General features: G+C 31.3%; 16 protein-coding genes and 1 riboswitch. All 16 genes read left to right on the plus strand.

Annotated elements, in window-relative coordinates; genetic code table 11:
• Positions 1–3: 3 nt before the first annotated feature.
• Positions 4–498 carry a prepilin-type N-terminal cleavage/methylation domain-containing protein gene (locus B3Z56_RS05940; protein ID WP_346878433.1) on the plus strand — a complete coding sequence of 165 codons (495 nt, stop codon included), beginning with the start codon at positions 4–6 and terminating at the stop codon, positions 496–498.
• An 85-nt stretch (positions 499–583) separates the two neighbouring features.
• Positions 584–3235, plus strand: a complete 2652-nt coding sequence (locus B3Z56_RS05945; RefSeq protein ID WP_346878434.1) for a VWA domain-containing protein — start codon at positions 584–586, stop codon at positions 3233–3235.
• Positions 3236–3424: 189 nt separating this feature from the next.
• Positions 3425–3523, plus strand: a riboswitch (purine riboswitch).
• Positions 3524–3769: 246 nt separating this feature from the next.
• Complete coding sequence (guaB, locus tag B3Z56_RS05950) at positions 3770–5224, plus strand: IMP dehydrogenase (protein ID WP_346847201.1); 1455 nt, start codon at positions 3770–3772, stop codon at positions 5222–5224.
• A 22-nt stretch (positions 5225–5246) separates the two neighbouring features.
• The gene (gene guaA / locus B3Z56_RS05955; protein WP_346877705.1) at positions 5247–6776 is read left to right on the plus strand and encodes a glutamine-hydrolyzing GMP synthase; all 1530 of its coding nucleotides are present in this window, start codon (positions 5247–5249) and stop codon (positions 6774–6776) included.
• A 332-nt stretch (positions 6777–7108) separates the two neighbouring features.
• The gene (locus tag B3Z56_RS05960) at positions 7109–7492 is read left to right on the plus strand and encodes a hypothetical protein (protein ID WP_346878435.1); all 384 of its coding nucleotides are present in this window, start codon (positions 7109–7111) and stop codon (positions 7490–7492) included.
• 258 nt (positions 7493–7750) lie between these two features.
• Positions 7751–8113, plus strand: coding sequence for a NifB/NifX family molybdenum-iron cluster-binding protein (locus B3Z56_RS05965; RefSeq protein ID WP_346847204.1), 363 nt, complete (start codon positions 7751–7753; stop codon positions 8111–8113).
• 18 nt (positions 8114–8131) lie between these two features.
• Positions 8132–8962 carry an ATP-binding protein gene (locus tag B3Z56_RS05970; protein WP_346878436.1) on the plus strand — a complete coding sequence of 277 codons (831 nt, stop codon included), beginning with the start codon at positions 8132–8134 and terminating at the stop codon, positions 8960–8962.
• Positions 8953–9804 (plus strand): ATP-binding protein, encoded by an 852-nt coding sequence (locus B3Z56_RS05975; protein ID WP_346878437.1) that lies wholly within the window; start codon positions 8953–8955, stop codon positions 9802–9804. The genes B3Z56_RS05970 and B3Z56_RS05975 overlap by 10 nt, the downstream gene beginning before the upstream one ends.
• A gap of 40 nt (positions 9805–9844) precedes the next feature.
• On the plus strand, positions 9845–10201 hold the full coding sequence (locus tag B3Z56_RS05980) for a NifB/NifX family molybdenum-iron cluster-binding protein (protein ID WP_346847207.1): 357 nt from the start codon (positions 9845–9847) through the stop codon (positions 10199–10201).
• Positions 10202–10425: 224 nt separating this feature from the next.
• Positions 10426–10878 carry a DUF134 domain-containing protein gene (locus tag B3Z56_RS05985; protein WP_150845363.1) on the plus strand — a complete coding sequence of 151 codons (453 nt, stop codon included), beginning with the start codon at positions 10426–10428 and terminating at the stop codon, positions 10876–10878.
• Between the two features lie 137 nt (positions 10879–11015).
• Positions 11016–12026, plus strand: coding sequence for a hypothetical protein (locus B3Z56_RS05990; RefSeq protein ID WP_346877708.1), 1011 nt, complete (start codon positions 11016–11018; stop codon positions 12024–12026).
• A 257-nt stretch (positions 12027–12283) separates the two neighbouring features.
• Entirely contained in the window at positions 12284–12976 is a 693-nt protein-coding gene (locus B3Z56_RS05995) for a hypothetical protein (RefSeq protein ID WP_346877709.1), read from the plus strand.
• 132 nt (positions 12977–13108) lie between these two features.
• Positions 13109–14131, plus strand: a complete 1023-nt coding sequence (locus tag B3Z56_RS06000) for a calcium/sodium antiporter (protein WP_346878438.1) — start codon at positions 13109–13111, stop codon at positions 14129–14131.
• A 73-nt stretch (positions 14132–14204) separates the two neighbouring features.
• A complete protein-coding gene (locus B3Z56_RS06005) occupies positions 14205–15560 on the plus strand; it encodes a glucose-6-phosphate isomerase (RefSeq protein WP_346878439.1) in 1356 nt (451 codons plus the stop codon).
• A gap of 2 nt (positions 15561–15562) precedes the next feature.
• On the plus strand, positions 15563–16009 hold the full coding sequence (locus tag B3Z56_RS06010; RefSeq protein ID WP_346878440.1) for a YaiI/YqxD family protein: 447 nt from the start codon (positions 15563–15565) through the stop codon (positions 16007–16009).
• A gap of 208 nt (positions 16010–16217) precedes the next feature.
• A complete protein-coding gene (locus tag B3Z56_RS06015) occupies positions 16218–18224 on the plus strand; it encodes a triple tyrosine motif-containing protein (protein ID WP_346878441.1) in 2007 nt (668 codons plus the stop codon).
• The last annotated feature ends 41 nt before the right edge of the window (positions 18225–18265 follow it).

An 18265-nucleotide genomic window follows, 5' to 3' on the forward strand; every position in this document is an offset into this window, starting at 1 on the left:
ATTATGATTTTAAATAGAAAGAAAAAAGGAGTAACCTTAATAGAATTAGTGATAGCATTAGGACTTTTAGCTATAGTTACTTCATTCATATTCTCCTTTTTCTTTTCTAATGAAAGAAAGCTAGAGGAGATAAACACTAGATCAGACCTTCAATATGAAGCTAAGGTTATTTTAGATAGTATATCTAAACATGCCATGGCAGCTACTAAATGTAAAGTGGACAAAGAGCTTGATGGTACTGTAAAAACTATAACCTTTTCAAAGGTTGAAGATGATGGCACAGTAACTGATGAGGGAGCTGAATTTATCATTGAAGGATATAATGTTTATCTATCTACAAAAGAGGATGGTAAAAGGCTTATTGGTTCACATTTACATCATATAGAGACTTCAGATGACATTTTAAAGAGTATAGAAATTAGATTGTCATTAAAAGCAGAGGATATAGATTATTCAGTGAAAGAGAGTTTTTTATTTAGAAATAGTCATAAGAAGTAATGAATTAAGCTTCATTGGGAATAAAGTTCCCTATAAGGCAAGGAAGTCTGTTAACAACCTACTAATGGTGATGGAGGTGGATAAAATGAAAAAAAGAATCGGTTACAAAGCAATATTATGCATAGGGCTTATTCTCTGCATGACAGCTACCTTAGTAATGACTTCTGCATCAAATGCCAGTGCCGAAGTAGCAACAAAGCCAGCCTTTGAGGTAAAGATAAATTCAGTATCCCCTGAATTCCCTAAGGTAGGAGAAGATATTACTGTCAGTGGAAAAATAATTCCTAAAGACTTTGAAGCTGAAGTTCCAGCTAAAGAAATAGTATTGGTACTAGATGTATCTGGGAGTATGGCGGACAATGTATATGTAAATGGTAAATCCTCTACAAAGATAGCAGAATTAAAAAAAGCAGCAAAGAACTTTGTAGATAAAATGAAGGATGTGCCTAATTTAAAGATTGGGATAGTAGCCTATTCAAGTAATGCCAGTATTAAAAAAGTAGATAAAGAAATATTAATAGATGCCAATAAGGTAAATGAGCTGAAAACAGTTATAGATAATTTAAAGGCTGATGGAGGTACTAATACTGGGGAAGGCTTAAGAAAAGCTGCCTACCTACTTAGTACATCTAAAGAGAAAAATGCAAATAAGACAGTGGTTTTAATGTCTGATGGAGTACCAACATTTTATTCTTACTATTATTCATATTATTATAAGTATTTTTATAAAAATATAGATGATAGCAATCCGAAGTTTGATGGAAAAGGTAATGAACTTGATGATGATGCAGTAGAATATGCAAATATTATAGGGGAGCGTATAAAGGAATCTACAAACAATGTATTTTCTATAGGTTATGGTTTAGGAAATAAGAATAGTGAAGCCAATAAAACACTAAAACAAATCCATGAATCTATGGGAGGTAAAGAAGGTAATTTCTTTGCATCTGATAATGGTGCTATAGACAACGTATTCCAGAATATAGCTACAGAAATCTTAGCTTCCTATGCCATTAGTAATGTAAAAATGGATATGAATCTTAAATCAGGATTTTCTCTAAAGGTTGGAGGAAATAAAGTAGATATTGATAATGTATTATATAAAACTGATGGTAAAGTTAAAGATGGCAAGGTTACCTATACAGCAGATCCTGTGCCCTTTGAATTTGTAATTAAAAGTGGAGTAACGGGACAGCATGAACTCTTTGCAGGGTCTACAGTGAGTTTCCCTTGGAAGGATAATGAGATTATAACTGCTCCAGTACCTAGTATAAGCGTTAATATAGATAAAAATGAATTACCTAATATTAAGGCTAAGTTAACAAGCCCAAGTGAAGTAGAGGCATATCCAGGAGAGGAAATAAAGGTAACCTATGATATTAAACCTGAAAACTTTGTATTTCAAGATAGTGAAAATGAGTCAACTTCTAATGAAAAGGAAATTGTTTTTTTGCTAGATACTTCAAAAAATGGGGGAGATAATTATCTTGATGATTCAAAACATTTATGGAGTGGATTATTAAATGATTATAATAAGAAGGACTCTATGGCCAAATTCGGATTAGTAACTTATAGTAATACAGCTGAAATAGAATCAGAACTTACAGATGCTAAGGATATAAAGAATGAATTGAAAAATGTAACATCTTCATCATCTACAGAAAGAAACATTGGTAATGCTCTTGAAATGGCAGATAGTATTTTAACAAATGGAAATAAATGGGCAACGAAATATATTATAATTTTAGCTGCAGGAGATGTTAGCTATGATATAAATAAAATTAATGCTGTGAAAAATAAAGGATATAGCATTATATCCTTGAAATTAGGAACATCAGGAAGTGATGACATTAACAATACCAAAAGCTTAAAGTGGATTCATAATGAGTTGTGGGGAATTGAGGATGATTACTTTAATGCTGTTAGAGAAAATGGTGGTGCTCTCAATAATAAAGTTAAAGAAATTGCATTACGATTATCAACAAAACGATATAAGTCATATGTATTTGGGGATGTTAAGTTGAATTTTAATATAGGTGATGAATTTGACGTAGTTTCAGGACTTAAATCAGTAGAAAGTAGTAGTTCCTATAATTATGCATTAGAGATACCAGAAATTAGATATACCTATGATGTTGTTAATAAAATATATAAAGCTAGTGGGTCGCAGGTATCCTTTATAATTAAGACAATGGAACATGGGGAACTTAAGTTTAAGGATAGTAACACTATTACTTATACAAACCTTATAGGGGAAATGGCGAAATTCAATATAGAAACTCCTACTATTATTGTTAGAGGACAAACAGATATACTTCATGGAATCTATAATGGGTATGACAGTAAAACTGAAAAATATAATATAGACACAGAGGAAAGAACTTTAGCAAAAGAAGCAACAGTAACCTTTGGGGCTACCTTTGAAACCTATAGTAGTAAGGCAAATATCGGACTTAAGGTACCAAGTAACGCAAAGATTCAAGACACTCCTAAGGTATACAAAGTAGATGAAGAAGGCAATCTTAAGTTATTAGGAGACATGGTTATGAATTCTACAGATTCATTATATTCCTATACCTTAGGTGGAAATGTAGGTAAGGATGATAGTATTACTGTGCTTTATACAATTACCTTACCTAAGGATGAAGGCGCCTATGAAAATATAATTTCTGTTGATGGAGTTGAAGCTCCAGCTAAATTTAATGTTGGGAAGGAAGCTTTACCAGATTTATTTTAAAATTTTAGTATAAATATACATTATCTCACTATAATTTTTTAACTAATTATAGTGAGATAATGGAAAAATTCTCATTAGTAATGTATAATTATTATATAAGTCGATAAATTTCTACAAAATTTAGAAAATAGGTTAAAAGTTTTCCTTGACAAACATACTTATTTTAAATAAAATAGGTGTAATCAATTAATAAATTATGAATAAATAACTCATATATCCCTTGAATATGGCAAGGAGTTTCTACCGGAAACCGATAAATTTCTGACTATGAGTAAAAGTAATCATGTTATAGATTTCATTGAATTTATGGACATGCTTAATTTTACTTGTATGTACATAGTATGAACTCTAATGGAGTTATATTATGGGTTGAAAGTGAATTAAGCATGTTTTTGTTTATGTTTTAATTAAATTTAAAATATAAACAAAAACTATGTTAGAGAATTTAATACAATAATTTTAATTGATTTCAGATTATAAGTATAACTAAAGTTAATTATAAAGAAAATAATATAGAAGGAGAGGATTTAAATTATGGCAAAGATATTAAAACAAGGATACACTTTTGATGACGTATTATTAGTTCCAAATAAATCTGAAGTTTTACCAAAGGATGTTAGCTTTAAAACAAACTTAACTAAAACTATAGCTCTTAATTTACCACTAATAAGTGCTGGAATGGATACAGTAACTGAAAGTAAGATGGCAATAGCTATGGCCCGTGAAGGTGGAATTGGAATTATCCATAAGAATATGTCTATAGAAGCTCAAGCAAGCGAAGTAGATACAGTTAAAAGACAAGAAAATGGAGTAATTGTAAATCCATTCTCCATAGGAAAAGATAATGTTATACAAGATGCATTAAACATAATGTCAAGATATAGAATATCTGGAGTGCCGGTAACTGAAAATGGAAAATTAGTTGGTATAATTACTAATAGAGATATAGTGTTTGAAACTGATTATAGTAAAAAAGTAAGTGAAGTGATGACTAGTGAGAATCTAGTTACTGCAAAAGAGGGAACAAGTATTGAAGAAGCTAAGACAATACTTGCAAAACATAAAATTGAGAAATTACCTTTAGTAGATAAAGATTTTAATCTTAAAGGATTAATTACTATAAAGGATATAGAAAAGGCTGTGAAATTCCCTAATGCTGCAAAGGATGCTTCAGGAAGATTACTTTGTGGAGCTGCAGTAGGAGTTACAAAGGATATGATGATAAGAGTTGATGCTTTAGTTAAAGCTCACGTAGATGTCATTACTATAGATACAGCACATGGACACTCTAAAGGTGTTATAGATGCAGTTAGAGAAGTTAAAGAAAAATATCCAGAGCTTCAAGTTATAGCAGGTAATATTGCAACAGCAGAAGGTACACGAGCTTTAATAGAAGCTGGAGCAGATTGTGTTAAAGTTGGTATAGGACCTGGATCTATCTGTACTACAAGAGTAGTTGCAGGAGTTGGAGTTCCTCAACTAACAGCAGTTATGGACTGTGTTGAAGAAGCAGAAAAATCAGGAGTTCCAGTTATAGCTGATGGAGGAATAAAATATTCAGGAGATATCGTTAAGGCATTAGCTGCTGGAGCAAAAGTTTGTATGATGGGTTCAATGTTTGCTGGTTGCGCCGAAGCACCAGGTGAAATAGAAATATATCAAGGTAGAAGTTACAAGGTATATAGAGGAATGGGTTCTTTAGGAGCTATGGCAAACGGAAGTAAGGATAGATATTTCCAAGAAGATAACAAGAAATTAGTACCAGAAGGTGTTGAAGGAAGACTTCCATTTAAGGGTAGCGTAGTAGATACTATATACCAATTAATTGGTGGTATTCGCTCAGGAATGGGATATTTAGGATCAGCTACACTAAAAGATTTATATGAAACTGCAAACTTCGTAGTTCAAACTTCAGCTGGATTTAGAGAAAGTCATCCACATGATATAGTAATTACTAAGGAAGCTCCAAATTATAGTGTAAATCAATAATCTAAGAAGGAGAGCTTAATTTATGGATAGAGAATTAGTATTAGTTGTTGACTTTGGTGGTCAATATAATCAATTAATAGCAAGAAGAGTAAGAGAGCATGGAGTATATTGTGAGATAATTCCATATAGTACTTCTGTTGAAAAAATAAAAGAATTAGATCCTGTTGGAATAATATTTACTGGTGGCCCTAACAGTGTTTACGGGGAGGGTGCTCCAAGAGTAGATAAGGAATTATTTGATTTAAACATTCCTATCCTAGGAATCTGCTATGGTGCTCAGCTTATGTCCCATGTTTTAGGTGGAGTTGTTAAGACTGCTACTGTTAGAGAATATGGAAAAACTGATGTTAACTTAAACACAGATAATAAATTATTTAATGGAATAAAAGAAAAACAATGCTGGATGAGTCACACTGACTTTATAGAAAGCGCACCACAAGGCTTTGAAATCATAGGTCATACAGATGAGTGTCCTATAGCTGCAATGGCGAATGTAGAAAGAAAACTTTATGGGGTTCAATTCCACCCAGAAGTTCAACACACTTTATTTGGAACAGAAATGCTTAAAAACTTCTTATACAATGTATGTGAAGTTAAGGGAGATTGGTCTATGTCTGCCTTTGCAGAAGAAAAGATTGCACAAATTAAAGAATTAGTAGGAGATAGAAAAGTGCTTTGCGCTCTATCAGGTGGAGTTGATTCATCTGTTGCAGCAGTACTTGTTCATAAAGCAATAGGTAAAAACCTAACTTGCGTATTTGTAGATCATGGTCTACTTAGAAAAGATGAGGGAGATCAAGTTGAGAAAATCTTTAGAGAAGGCTTTGATATGAACCTTATCAGAGTAAATGCTCAAGAGAGATTCCTTGGAAAACTTAAAGGTGTTTCTGATCCAGAGAGAAAAAGAAAAATCATTGGAGAAGAATTCATCAGAGTTTTTGAAGAAGAGTCAAATAAACTTGGTAAAATGGATTTCTTAGTTCAAGGAACTATTTATGCTGACGTTGTAGAAAGTGGAACTAATTCATCAGCTACAATTAAGAGTCACCACAACGTAGGAGGACTTCCAGAGGACATAGAATTTGAACTAATAGAGCCATTAAGAGAGTTATTTAAAGATGAAGTAAGAGCTGTAGGAGAGGAAATTGGAATTCCACACCACTTAGTATGGAGACAGCCATTCCCAGGACCAGGACTTGCAATAAGAGTACTTGGTGAAATTACAGAAGAGAAGCTACACATAGTAAGAGAAGCAGATGCTATATTTAGAGAAGAGGTTGCAATTGCTGGCCTTGAAAGTGAAATCTGGCAGTACTTCGCTTGCTTACCTAATATAAGATCAGTAGGAGTTATGGGAGACGAAAGAACCTATAGCCATACAGTAGCCTTAAGGGGAGTTACATCTTCTGATGGAATGACATCAGACTGGGCAAGAATCCCTTATGATGTACTAGATAAGGTATCTAGAAGAATTGTCAATGAAGTTAATGGAGTAAATAGAATTGTATATGATATAACTTCAAAACCACCTTCAACTATAGAGTGGGAGTAATATAAATATTCTAATAGATTAGATATTACTCTATCAACTCCTTGGCAGAGTAATATCTTTTCTTAAACCCTAATGTATTTATACATGTTATCATGTTTAAATAAATCACACCCAAAGAAAGTAGTTATAAGTTTCTATATAATATAGAAATTTCATAGCTGCTTTTTTTATTTATAAATAATATACAATGTAAGTATTAATTTATAACTTATAGTGTTAAAAAATAAAATAGTAGAATTATTTATTGAATTTACAGCAATATTTATAAGTTATAATGGCACAAATTTTCTTACACAATAATACCATAATATTGTAAAGGAGATGATTAAAAAATGGCTTTAGAAATACATGATTATAACAGAGATGACAAGTCTTTGCTTGATGAATGTAAAAGGCATATGTACTATCACGTTATTTTAACAATGGCAGATGGAAGTATAGTGGATGGAATAATTGAGAATGTAGATGGAGATCGCGTTACCATGTTAGTGGGTGAAGATGTAATGGAGCTAGATGATGAAAATCAATATGATCAGCAACGACAATATAACCCTTATGGACGTCCTAGAAGAAGACAAAGACGTTATAGACGCAGAAACTTCCCACTTTTAGATTTAGCTAAATTATTAATAGTACCATATCCACCTTATATTTCTCCATATCCATATTACACCCAATATCCAGGTCAGTATATTAATCCATATTATCCTTTTTAATAAGGAATACTTAAACATCAGTAGTTTTGATTTTTTATAATTAAATAAAGACAATATTCAAGAGTATTGATGGAATAAAATTATCCCCAAAGTAGTTATGAAGTTTCTATATAAATTAGAAATTTCATAGCTACTTTTTTATAAAAAATCATAATTGGCATTTGACAATAACTTAAAATGGCAGTAATATATAATTAGCAAATGCCAATAATGAAAATCACATAAAAGAATAATTAATAAAGAAATGAGGAATGGAAAATGAAAATAGCAGTTTCAGCAGAAGGAAAAACTATTGTAAATTTACTTGATATGAGATTTGGAAGATGTGAGTATTTTCAAATTCATGATACTGAAGGTGGAGAAATTAAAGTTTTAGAAAACCAAGGCAAAAATGCTAGTGGTGGAGCAGGTATTTCTGCATCTAATCAATTAATTGATGAAAACATAGATGTTATTATCACAGGAAATCTTGGACCTAATGCTTTTGAAATCATTGAAAAATCAGGAGTTAAGGCATATAAGTGTGATGGTATAGTTATAGCTGAGGCTATAGAAAAATATAAAAAAGGTGAACTTGAAGAAATAAAAATGTCTGGTCCTGCACATCACGGAGCTCACTAGATTGGAGGTGAATAGGTAGTGAATATAGCAGTACTTAGTGGAAAAGGCGGTACAGGAAAAACTACAGTATCTACTAATCTTGCTCTTGCTCTAAAGGCAAATTATATAGATTGTGATGTGGAAGAGCCTAATGGTTTCTTATTCCTAAAGCCTACAGTAGATACAAAAGAAAAAGTAATGGTAGAATATCCAATCATAGATGATAACAAATGCACTAACTGTGGAGCTTGTGTAAAAGCTTGTCAATTTAATGCTCTAGCAAAGGTTAAAGATGATATTATGCTGTTCCAAAAGTTATGTCATGGTTGTGGAGCATGTGAAATTGCATGTAAATATGGTGCTATAGCCTATGGTGAAAGAGAAACGGGTAAGGTTGAAAAAGGATCAGTAAGAGATATAAACTGTAGCAGAGGTGTTTTAAATATAAGCGAGCCAATGGCAGTGCCTGTTATTAGAGAATTACTTAATGGATTATCTAAGGGAACTAATTTAATAGATTGCCCACCTGGAACTTCTTGTAATGTGGTAAATTCTTTGAAATATGCTGATGGGGCAATACTTGTTACAGAGCCTTCTGAATTTGGTCTTCATGACTTAAAGATGGCAGTGGAACTTGTGAAAATGTATGATATTCCCTTTGGCATAGTTATAAATAAGGATGATGGAAAAGATAACATAGTAAAAAAGTATTGCAAAGAAGAAAATATAGAATTAATAGGAACAATTACCTATGATAAGGCTACAGCAGTACTTTATTCTAAGGGTGAAATACTTTACGATTATTTAGTTCATAAGAAGATATTCGATAAGCTTTCAGAGGGAGTAAAGGAGGTGCTATCTTGGAATTAGTAGTTTTAAGTGGAAAAGGTGGCACTGGAAAAACCACCATTGCAACAGCTTTAGCTGAACTTGAAAAAGATGTATTAAGAATAGACTGTGATGTAGATGCTCCCAATCTTTATCTCTTTTACAAGGGAAAAGATATTGAAAAAGATGAATTTGTAGGTGGAAAAAAAGCATCAATAGATGAAAGCATTTGTATTAAGTGTGGTAAATGTGAAGGTGTTTGTAAATTTAATGCCATAGAAAACTTTACTATAAATCCATTTCTTTGTGAAGGCTGTGGAGCATGTACATTAGTGTGTCCTGTAAATGCAATAAAACTAGAGGATGAAAAGACAGCAGATACCTTCATTACAGAGCTAGATAAAGGCATAATTTCAAGGGCAGAAATGGGTATAGGCAGTGATGGTTCAGGAAAATTAATAACTGAATTAAGAAAAAATGGTAAGAGATTTAATAAGGATGAAAAGTTAACTATAATTGATGGCTCACCAGGTATTGGATGTGCTGTTATAGCTTCAATAACAGGTTCAAATGCAGTTTTAGTTGTAACAGAGCCTACAAAATCAGGCCTTGAAGATTTAAAGAGAGTAGTACAGCTGTGTAAACACTTTGGAGTTTTTACTATGGTTTGCGTAAATAAATTTGATATAAATGGAGAGGTTACAAAGGAAATAGAAAACTTTATTTATGAAAATCAAATAGTTTTAGTAGGTAAAATTCCTTATGATGACATGGTTATGAAGTCTATAAATGAATTAAAACCTATAACTTTCTACAAGGATAGCATAGCTGAAAAAGCTATTGAAGCTATGTGGAGTAATATGACTAAGTATATATTAAATTAATATATTAAATTTTTAGGTAAAATAAAAGGAGGAATTTTTAATGAAAATAGCAGTTGCAAGTGATGAGAAATATGTAAGTGGACATTTTGGACATTGTGAAGGATTCACAATATATGAAGTAGAAGAGGGTAAGTCTTTAGAAAAAAGTTTTACTCCAAATCCAGGACATAGACCAGGACTTCTTCCAGTATTTTTAAGAGATTTAAAGGTAAATGTTATTATTGCAGGTGGTATGGGAGAAACAGCACAAGACTTATTTAACGAAAATGGAATTGAAGTTGTAGTTGGTGCACAAGGACTTAGTGATGATGTAGTTCAAAAATTTGTAAATGGTGAATTAAAATCAACAGGTAGCGTTTGTACAGAACATCAACATGAAGGTCACTGTAACGAATAATTATTATAAAATGAAAATATTTAGTGGCAAACCCCTGTATATTCATTTTAAATGTTATAAATGTAATAGTATAAATGTAATAGTATAATTGATATAGATAGTCAAAATTTAAATTTTGACTATCTTAAATTAAACAAAAGAATAGAAGAAGAAAGTAACGTAGAAATATATGATTCTGATATAATGTTTATAGGATTATGTAGTAAATGCAGGGAGGATTTAAAGTGCCAAGACCAACAAAATTTAGAAGAGTAGAGTTTTTCCCAGAAGATACTTATTTTGTTCCATGGGGAAAGCCTAAATGTGAAATTAAAGAAACTGTTTTAAAGGTAGAAGAACTTGAAGCTATGAGACTTAAAGATATTGAAGAATTAAATCAAGAACAATGTGCTGAAAGAATGCAAGTATCAAGACAAACCTTCCAAAATATTATTGATAGTGCAAGGAAAAAGATAGCTATTGCTTTAACAGAAGGAAATGCTATAAGAATAAGTGGTGGTAACTACAGAGCTACTTTTTGTAAATTTAAGTGCCTTCATTGTGGAGATGTGTATGATATAAATTATGAGCAAGACAAGGATAATTGTCCTACTTGTGGTTCAGAGGAAGTTGTTTGCAGCAAGAAAGCAGAGCTTTGTAAAAGATGGTGTAGAGGAAATAGTGTAGAGGATAAATAAGAGGTGGATTTCCACCTCTTATTTATTTATCTATTAAATTTATATTATTTTACAGATGAAAAAATATAAGTTTAAGAATTTAAAATCCATTCTCTAGGAATAATAAATTTAAAGTCATAGGAATGGAGAGTGCTGATGTGAAGAATTTTAAGGTGATTGTTTTAGTAATATTTATCACTTCTTTTATAGTTAACTCACCTATAGAGGTTTTAGCATTACAAAGTAATAAGAGAAAAGATGATGATAAGAGGATAATTGAAATATGTGATGAAGTGAGAACTACTCCTGTGGATGAGGAAGAATTATTAAAGCTAACAAGGGAAGGATTAGACAAAGAAGATGCCGAGTTTTATATAAGACTTGATGAAATAGTAGAAAGGTTAGAACAGTGTGATTTAGAAGTGATATTAGATAATTCCATAGAAGATATAACTGATAAAGACTTTAGAAACAATAAGGAATACTATAGAAATCAAATACTAAAAGGAGATAAGGTTGCTTTAAAGAAAGCCTTTAAATCTCTAAAAAATATCTTTAGTGAAGAAGAATATACAGAAAAGGTAATTAATACTTTTGCTAATAAATCTGCTTATGAAATAATTTATCCTGATGGTTCAAAGATTACCTATAACACAAAAAACTCTCAAAGAGAAAATTTAAATAGAGAAAAGAATATTAAAAAACCAGTTATGTCTAATAAGGGTTATGAAGAAATCCTCATGGAAGAGGGAGTTTCATATGCCTATGGAAAGGTGGAATCTAAAGAAGCAGAGTGGTGTTTTGAATCAGAATTATCCTATTCTAAGATACATCTATATACTGAGTTTTTACTAGGTACTGATAAAATATCAAAAATTAACTACGCTAGAGGTGGGCAATCTTCCTATGGAGTAGTTAATATTGCAAATAGTACTGGAGCCACTATCTCTAGAACCTATAGTGAAGGTAAAGAAATACCTGCGGAAGCAAGAAATGAAGTCATATTTACTGTGACAGGTTCCTTTGGAGCTTCCTTTTTAATCTTATCCATAGGAGCAAATCCAGGATATAACTGGACTCAATATATAATATTTAGACTTTATGAAGTAGAAAAAATAGATGATAAATATGGAGCTCACTACAAATGGTACGCCGCTGAATTTAAGTAATCCTCCAAATCTATGATTTGGTTAAGGATTACTTACTCATTCGAATGAATATGAGAAGGAGTGTCCCCTCGAGCAAAGCGAGAAAAAGAAATTTTATATTTGGTTAGTCGAAGTTAAGTTACCATTTAAATCTATGATTTAATTATGAGAACTTACTCATTTGAACATAGCGAAAAGGAGTTTCATTTCAAATATGAACATGAGAAGGAGTGTCCTCTCGAGCAAAGCGAGAAAAAATTAAAGAGGAATAATGTTATATGAGTAAACTTAAGAAGAGATATAAAAACAAGAAGAAGTACAAAATCAAAAATGGAAAAACAATTAAGAAAAATAGAAGAATTTTTATGATTTCAGTTATAGGATTATTCTTATTAATTACAGCTATTCTAATTAAGAATGATTTATTTAAAGAAACCATGGAGATAAAAAGTGGTAACTTGCCTATAAAAGATGAAGAACCCTTTGAAGTAAAGTTAACAGATAAGATAACATATCTTCTATCTAAGACCCTTAACATAGGTGAAGATAGAATATCTATTCTAAATGTATCAGATATACAAAAGGATAAATTAGTCATGTTTTTATATGAAGACAATGGTAAAAACTATGAGGGGTTATGCAAATTAAGTAAAGTAGAAAATTCTTATAACATCTTAACAACTTCTATAAAAGAGGTAGATAAACATGCTCCTTTTACAGTGAATGTAATGGAAACAAAGGTAAGCGCTACTGAGAATTACAAAGTTCTTGGAGGAGTAATAAATGATGAAAATATAAAATGCATAAATATTAACTTTACTAATAATACTATGACCAATATATTAATTGGAGAAGATAGATCATTTTTTTATGTAATAGAAGAAAATGAGATAGATATTTTAACTATAGAAGCATTAGACAATTCTCTTAAAATATTTTATAAGTGGTACAGCAAAGAAAAAGGAATATAAGATAAAGATAAACTCGGTGAATATGTTAAAATTCATTGAGTTTATTTATTTTAGCCATTATTATAAGTATATAGGGTAGTTTGAAATAATTTACATAATATTGTATACTGACAAAAGAGGGTGGAGGATATAATGGAGATGTTTTTACCTATAGTAATGTTTATTATAGGAATTATAGTAATAATAAAGGGCGGAGATATATTTGTAGACTCAGCTATGTGGATTGCTGAGATAACAGGAATACCAAAAATAATTATAGGAGCAACCATTGTAAGTTTAGCAACTACTCTTCCAGAGTTTTTTATAGCTTCAGTGGCAACTATTATGGGATCACCAGAGATTGCAGTAGGTAATGCTATAGGAGCAATAATTTGTAATACAGGACTTGTTCTTGCTATTTCAATGATTGCAATGCCTGTGGAGGTAGAGAAGAAGAGGTTTATGCCAAGAGCTTTTATGATGGTAGTATCTATGGTTTTACTATTACTTTTTTCTACAGATGGAAATATAAATAGAATAGAGGGGGTAGTCCTTTTAGGGTTATTTGTGTACTATATAAGAAAAAATATAAAGGGTGCTAAAAAGTCCCTTGAAATTCCTGATGAGACTGCTATGACTATAGATGAAATTAGTGTTAGAAGAAGAGTAAAAAAGAGAGAATTTGCAAAACATATAGTTGTATTTATAATAGGAGCAATACTTATAGGATGTGGAGCTAGGTTATTAGTTGTAAATGCGCAGATTATTGCCAGGCATTATGGAGTAACAGAAGGAGTAATTAGTTTAACCATTATGGCCTTAGGAACATCGTTACCAGAATTAACTACTGTTTTAACTTCTATATATAAGAAGGAAAGTGGAGTAGCGGTTGGTAATGTTATTGGTGCAAACATACTAAATATAACAATGACTATAGCTGCTAGTAGTATTTTAGCTAGGGGTGGATTAGTACTAAACTCTAGAAATATTCATATATTTAACGCATCTTTTATAAGCTTTAATCAGACTATACTTTTAGATATTCCAGTGGCTTTAGTATTGATGCTACTTATAATCTTACCTATATCAACTAATGGAAGATATTCTAAGAGAAATGGAATAATGCTTCTTAGCGTTTATATAATATACATAAGTTTTTTGATTTTAATAATATAAGGTATCTTCCCATCTTTGACTTGTTATTTATTTTCAGATACCTAATAAATCGTTTTATAGGAGGCAATTAGAAATGACTAGTTCTTTAAGTTTAAATATAAAAAACCTTCAAGAGGCAGTTAATGAATCACATATAAATAATTTAAAACCTATGATAACAGCAGCCCACAACACTCTGCATAACAGAAGTGGTGCTGGCAATGAATTTTTAGGGTGGCTTGACCTACCAAATAATTATGATAAAGCTGAGTTTGAAAGAGTAAAGGTAGCAGCTAAAAGAATACAGGAAAATTCTAAAGTTCTTATAGTAATAGGCATTGGGGGTTCATACCTTGGAGCTAGAGCTGTCATAGAGGCAATGACAGGCCCATTCTTTAATAGTATGGATGAGGATAAAAGAAAGGTTCCAGCAGTATACTTTGCAGGAAACAATATAAGTTCTACTTATTTGTCTCAACTTATACAGCTCATAGACGGGAAGGATTTTGCCATAAATGTTATTTCAAAATCAGGAACTACTACAGAACCTGCCATAGCCTTTAGAATATTTAAAGAAATCATTGAGAAAAAATATGGCAAAGAAGAAGCTAAAAATAGAATTTTCATAACAACGGATAAGGCAAAGGGAGCTCTTAAAAAATTAGCTGATACAGAAGGGTATGAAACCTTTATAATTCCTGATGATATCGGTGGAAGATTTTCCGTTTTAACACCAGTTGGATTACTTCCTATTGCAGTGGCAGGAATAAATATAGATGGGTTATTACAAGGTGCTAGAAATGGAAGAGAAAACTTTAGTAATAAAGATGTACATAGAAATATTTGTTATAAATATGCAGCTGCAAGACATCTTTTATATGAAAGAGGAAAAACTACAGAAATTCTTGTAAACTATGAACCTTGTCTACAATACTTTGGAGAGTGGTTTAAGCAACTTTATGGAGAGAGTCAAGGTAAGGATGGAAAGGGGATATTCCCTGCATCCGTTAACTTTTCAACAGACCTTCACTCCATGGGTCAATATATTCAAGATGGAATGAGAAATATATTTGAAACTGTAATAAATGTAGAAGAACCACAAATAAATTTATCCATAAAAGAAGATGAAGAAAATGTGGATGGACTTAATTTCTTAGCAGGAAAGACTATAGATTTTGTAAATAAAAGAGCTATGGAGGGAACAGTCCTTGCACATGTAGAAGGTAGAGTTCCTAATATAGTTATAAATATGAAAACTTTAAATCCAGAAGCCCTAGGAGAGCTTATATACTTCTTTGAAAAATCCTGTGCCCTAGGAGGATATTTATTAGGAATAAATCCTTTTGATCAAGAAGGAGTGGAAGCCTATAAGAAAAACATGTTTGCTCTACTTGGCAAACCGGGTTATGAAGAACTTCAAAGGTCTCTAATAGAGAGGCTAGGTGATTAATTATGACTATTATAGTTGATGGTGATGGATGTGCAGGAAGAGGTATTATAGAAGAAGTGGCTAAGAACTATAAGGTTCCACTAAAAATTTATTGTGATATACATCATGTGATAAATTTAGAATATGGTGAAGTTATAATTATGGATAGTGGCTTTCAAGCAGTGGATATGAAGGTTGCCAATGAAGCTAAAAAAGGAGATATCGTAGTAACTCAAGACTATGGAGTAGCAGCTATGGTCCTTGGTAAAAAGTCCTATGCCATAAGTCCAAGAGGATATATATTTTCTGAAAATAATATAGACAAATTACTCTTTGAAAGACATATAAGTGCCAAGGTAAGACGTGGCGGTGGAAAGACAGGAAAACATAAAAAAAGAAATGAAGACGATAATATAAGCCTTAGAGATAATTTAATAAAGCTTGTAGAAAGAAGTCTAAGAGAAGAATAGAAAAACATAAATTAAGAAAACACTTGTAGAAATATAATTTACAAGTGTTTTTTTACAAGGATTTTGTCTAATGAATTATCGCAAATAAAGACCTCCACAGGTTGTTACATAATATGTAAGTGTAGTATAATATAGCTATGCTTATGTAAGAATATTATAACAATTTAATCAATTAGGGATGTATATGTACATTCTAGGGGGAATATGTATGAATGAAATGATTATTGGTACAAGCCTATCAAGTCCGCAGGAGAAGGGGACTGAAATTAAGATATATATAGAAAATAAAATGTCAGATGATTTATTATATAAATTTATAATAAACTGTGATGGGGGTTGGGAAACCATTAGAGATTTCCATGAGGAGGATTTTACCTATTGGACACCTAAGGAAGATGGCAAATACATGATAATGGTACAATCTAAAAAAAGAAATGGAAAAAAACCTATTGAATTTACATCTAGAATGGACTTTATCATAGGCTCTGTAGAAGAAAAACTAATAAAAGATATTATCATTAGTAATAATGAAATAAAGTTAGGAGAAAAGATAGAAATTGATGTTGTACCTAACAAATTACCTATCTTGTGTAAGTATTGGATAAAAGAGGATTGTAAATGGAATTTAATAAGAGATTATTCCATGGATACTAGTTTAAGTTTCACCCCAAATCGAGAAGGGGATATCGAGATTCTTATAGAGAGTAAAGAAGAAGGCTCAGTACATCAATTTGATGACTTTAAAAATGTAACTTTTAAGGTATTGCCTATGGATGAAATAAGAATTAACAATATACAGTGTTTAACAGAAGAGCTGATAGTAGGTAGTGAATTAACCTTTGAGATTGATGCGCACTTTGATGAAAATAGGGTTGTATTATACAAATTTATGAAGATTGATGAATATGGAAATATGCATGTAATGCAGGACTTTTCAAGTAAGAGACTAGTCAGCTTCACAGAAATACTACCAGGTAAGTATAAGCTTTTATGTTTAGTGAAGGACATGTATTCCCACGAGAGTTTTGATGATAGGGGGATAATACACTATACTGTAGATAAATATAAACCTATAAAAATTCTTAACTTCACTTCTGATCTAAGCTCACCACAGCTTGAAAAAACACCTATAGAGTTTAAGGCAATATGCTCTGGTGGAGATAAATTGCTCTATAAGTTTGTAGTAGATGGAAATTATCATAGTAGTTCAAATTTTACTACTAACAACAGTTATAAATGGATTCCAGAAAAAAGTGGCTTATATAGAGTTGAAGTTCTTGTAAAGGATAGTACCTATAAGGACGATTATGAAGAGAAGGCAATTATGGACTTTGTTATAGATGAAGACTGCACACAAAATGTATATATAAAAGAAATTAAGCTAAATAAGGACAAGCAAGTTCTTATAAATGAACCAGTTAAGGTAAATGTTGAAGCCACTGGCTCAAGAAATTTATTATATGAATTTAGTGTGAAAAAAGAAGGTAAGGAAGTCCAATTCATAGAATATAACGAAGAAGATAATTTTAAGTTCACTCCTACTAGTGTAGGAAAATATGAAATAGAAGTTAAGGTAAAACATCTAAAATCTAAGAGAGACTACGATGTACATTCAGTGATATATATAGATTGCAAAGAATATATACCAGCTAAGATAGATTATATTCTTACAGAAAAGAAGTATATGTATCTTATAGGTGATGAAATAGTCTTAGAGGTAATAACAGAAAACACTAGCAATACTTTAACTAAATATAAGGTTGAAATCAATGGCAGAGAAGTTGAAACTACGGAATTTAGTAATGATAAGAAGTTTAAACTAATTCCAAAATGTGCAGGAGTATATACGGTAAAAATATATTGTAAAAATGTATTTAGTACTAAAGAGTATGATTGTAAAAAGGAATTGATTTTAGATGTATTACAAGGAGTTCCAGTAACTAACTGCAAGATAACCTTAGATAAAGAAGTAATAAGGTGCAATGAAGATGTTAACTTCTATGTGGAATGTGACGGTGGAAAAGATAATTTATATGAATTTTATTTAATGGAAAAGGGAGAATGGAAGCTAATACAAAAGTATAGTAAGAAAAATTATTATACCTTTATGCCTTTCTATAAAGGATTTTATAAGATATTGGCATTATGTAAAAGCTGTTACTCTAAGAGTGCCTATGATGACTATTCCATTTATGAAATTCAGTGTAAGGAATAAGGCATCTTAAAAAAATAAATAAGTGAAAGATGCCTAATAAG

This window comes from Clostridium sp. UBA7791 (assembly GCF_002480755.1).
Taxonomy (GTDB): Bacteria; Bacillota; Clostridia; order Clostridiales; family Clostridiaceae; genus Clostridium_J; species Clostridium_J sulfidigenes.

Coding starts and splice junctions, on each gene's coding strand:
- B3Z56_RS05965 (WP_346847204.1), top strand. CDS start 7,751: ATGAAAATAGCAGTTTCAGCAGAAGGAAAAACTATTGTAAATTTACTT.
- B3Z56_RS06005 (WP_346878439.1), top strand. CDS start 14,205: ATGACTAGTTCTTTAAGTTTAAATATAAAAAACCTTCAAGAGGCAGTT.
- guaB (WP_346847201.1), top strand. CDS start 3,770: ATGGCAAAGATATTAAAACAAGGATACACTTTTGATGACGTATTATTA.
- B3Z56_RS06015 (WP_346878441.1), top strand. CDS start 16,218: ATGAATGAAATGATTATTGGTACAAGCCTATCAAGTCCGCAGGAGAAG.
- B3Z56_RS06010 (WP_346878440.1), top strand. CDS start 15,563: ATGACTATTATAGTTGATGGTGATGGATGTGCAGGAAGAGGTATTATA.
- B3Z56_RS05960 (WP_346878435.1), top strand. CDS start 7,109: ATGGCTTTAGAAATACATGATTATAACAGAGATGACAAGTCTTTGCTT.
- B3Z56_RS06000 (WP_346878438.1), top strand. CDS start 13,109: ATGGAGATGTTTTTACCTATAGTAATGTTTATTATAGGAATTATAGTA.
- B3Z56_RS05945 (WP_346878434.1), top strand. CDS start 584: ATGAAAAAAAGAATCGGTTACAAAGCAATATTATGCATAGGGCTTATT.
- guaA (WP_346877705.1), top strand. CDS start 5,247: ATGGATAGAGAATTAGTATTAGTTGTTGACTTTGGTGGTCAATATAAT.
- B3Z56_RS05995 (WP_346877709.1), top strand. CDS start 12,284: ATGAGTAAACTTAAGAAGAGATATAAAAACAAGAAGAAGTACAAAATC.
- B3Z56_RS05940 (WP_346878433.1), top strand. CDS start 4: ATGATTTTAAATAGAAAGAAAAAAGGAGTAACCTTAATAGAATTAGTG.
- B3Z56_RS05980 (WP_346847207.1), top strand. CDS start 9,845: ATGAAAATAGCAGTTGCAAGTGATGAGAAATATGTAAGTGGACATTTT.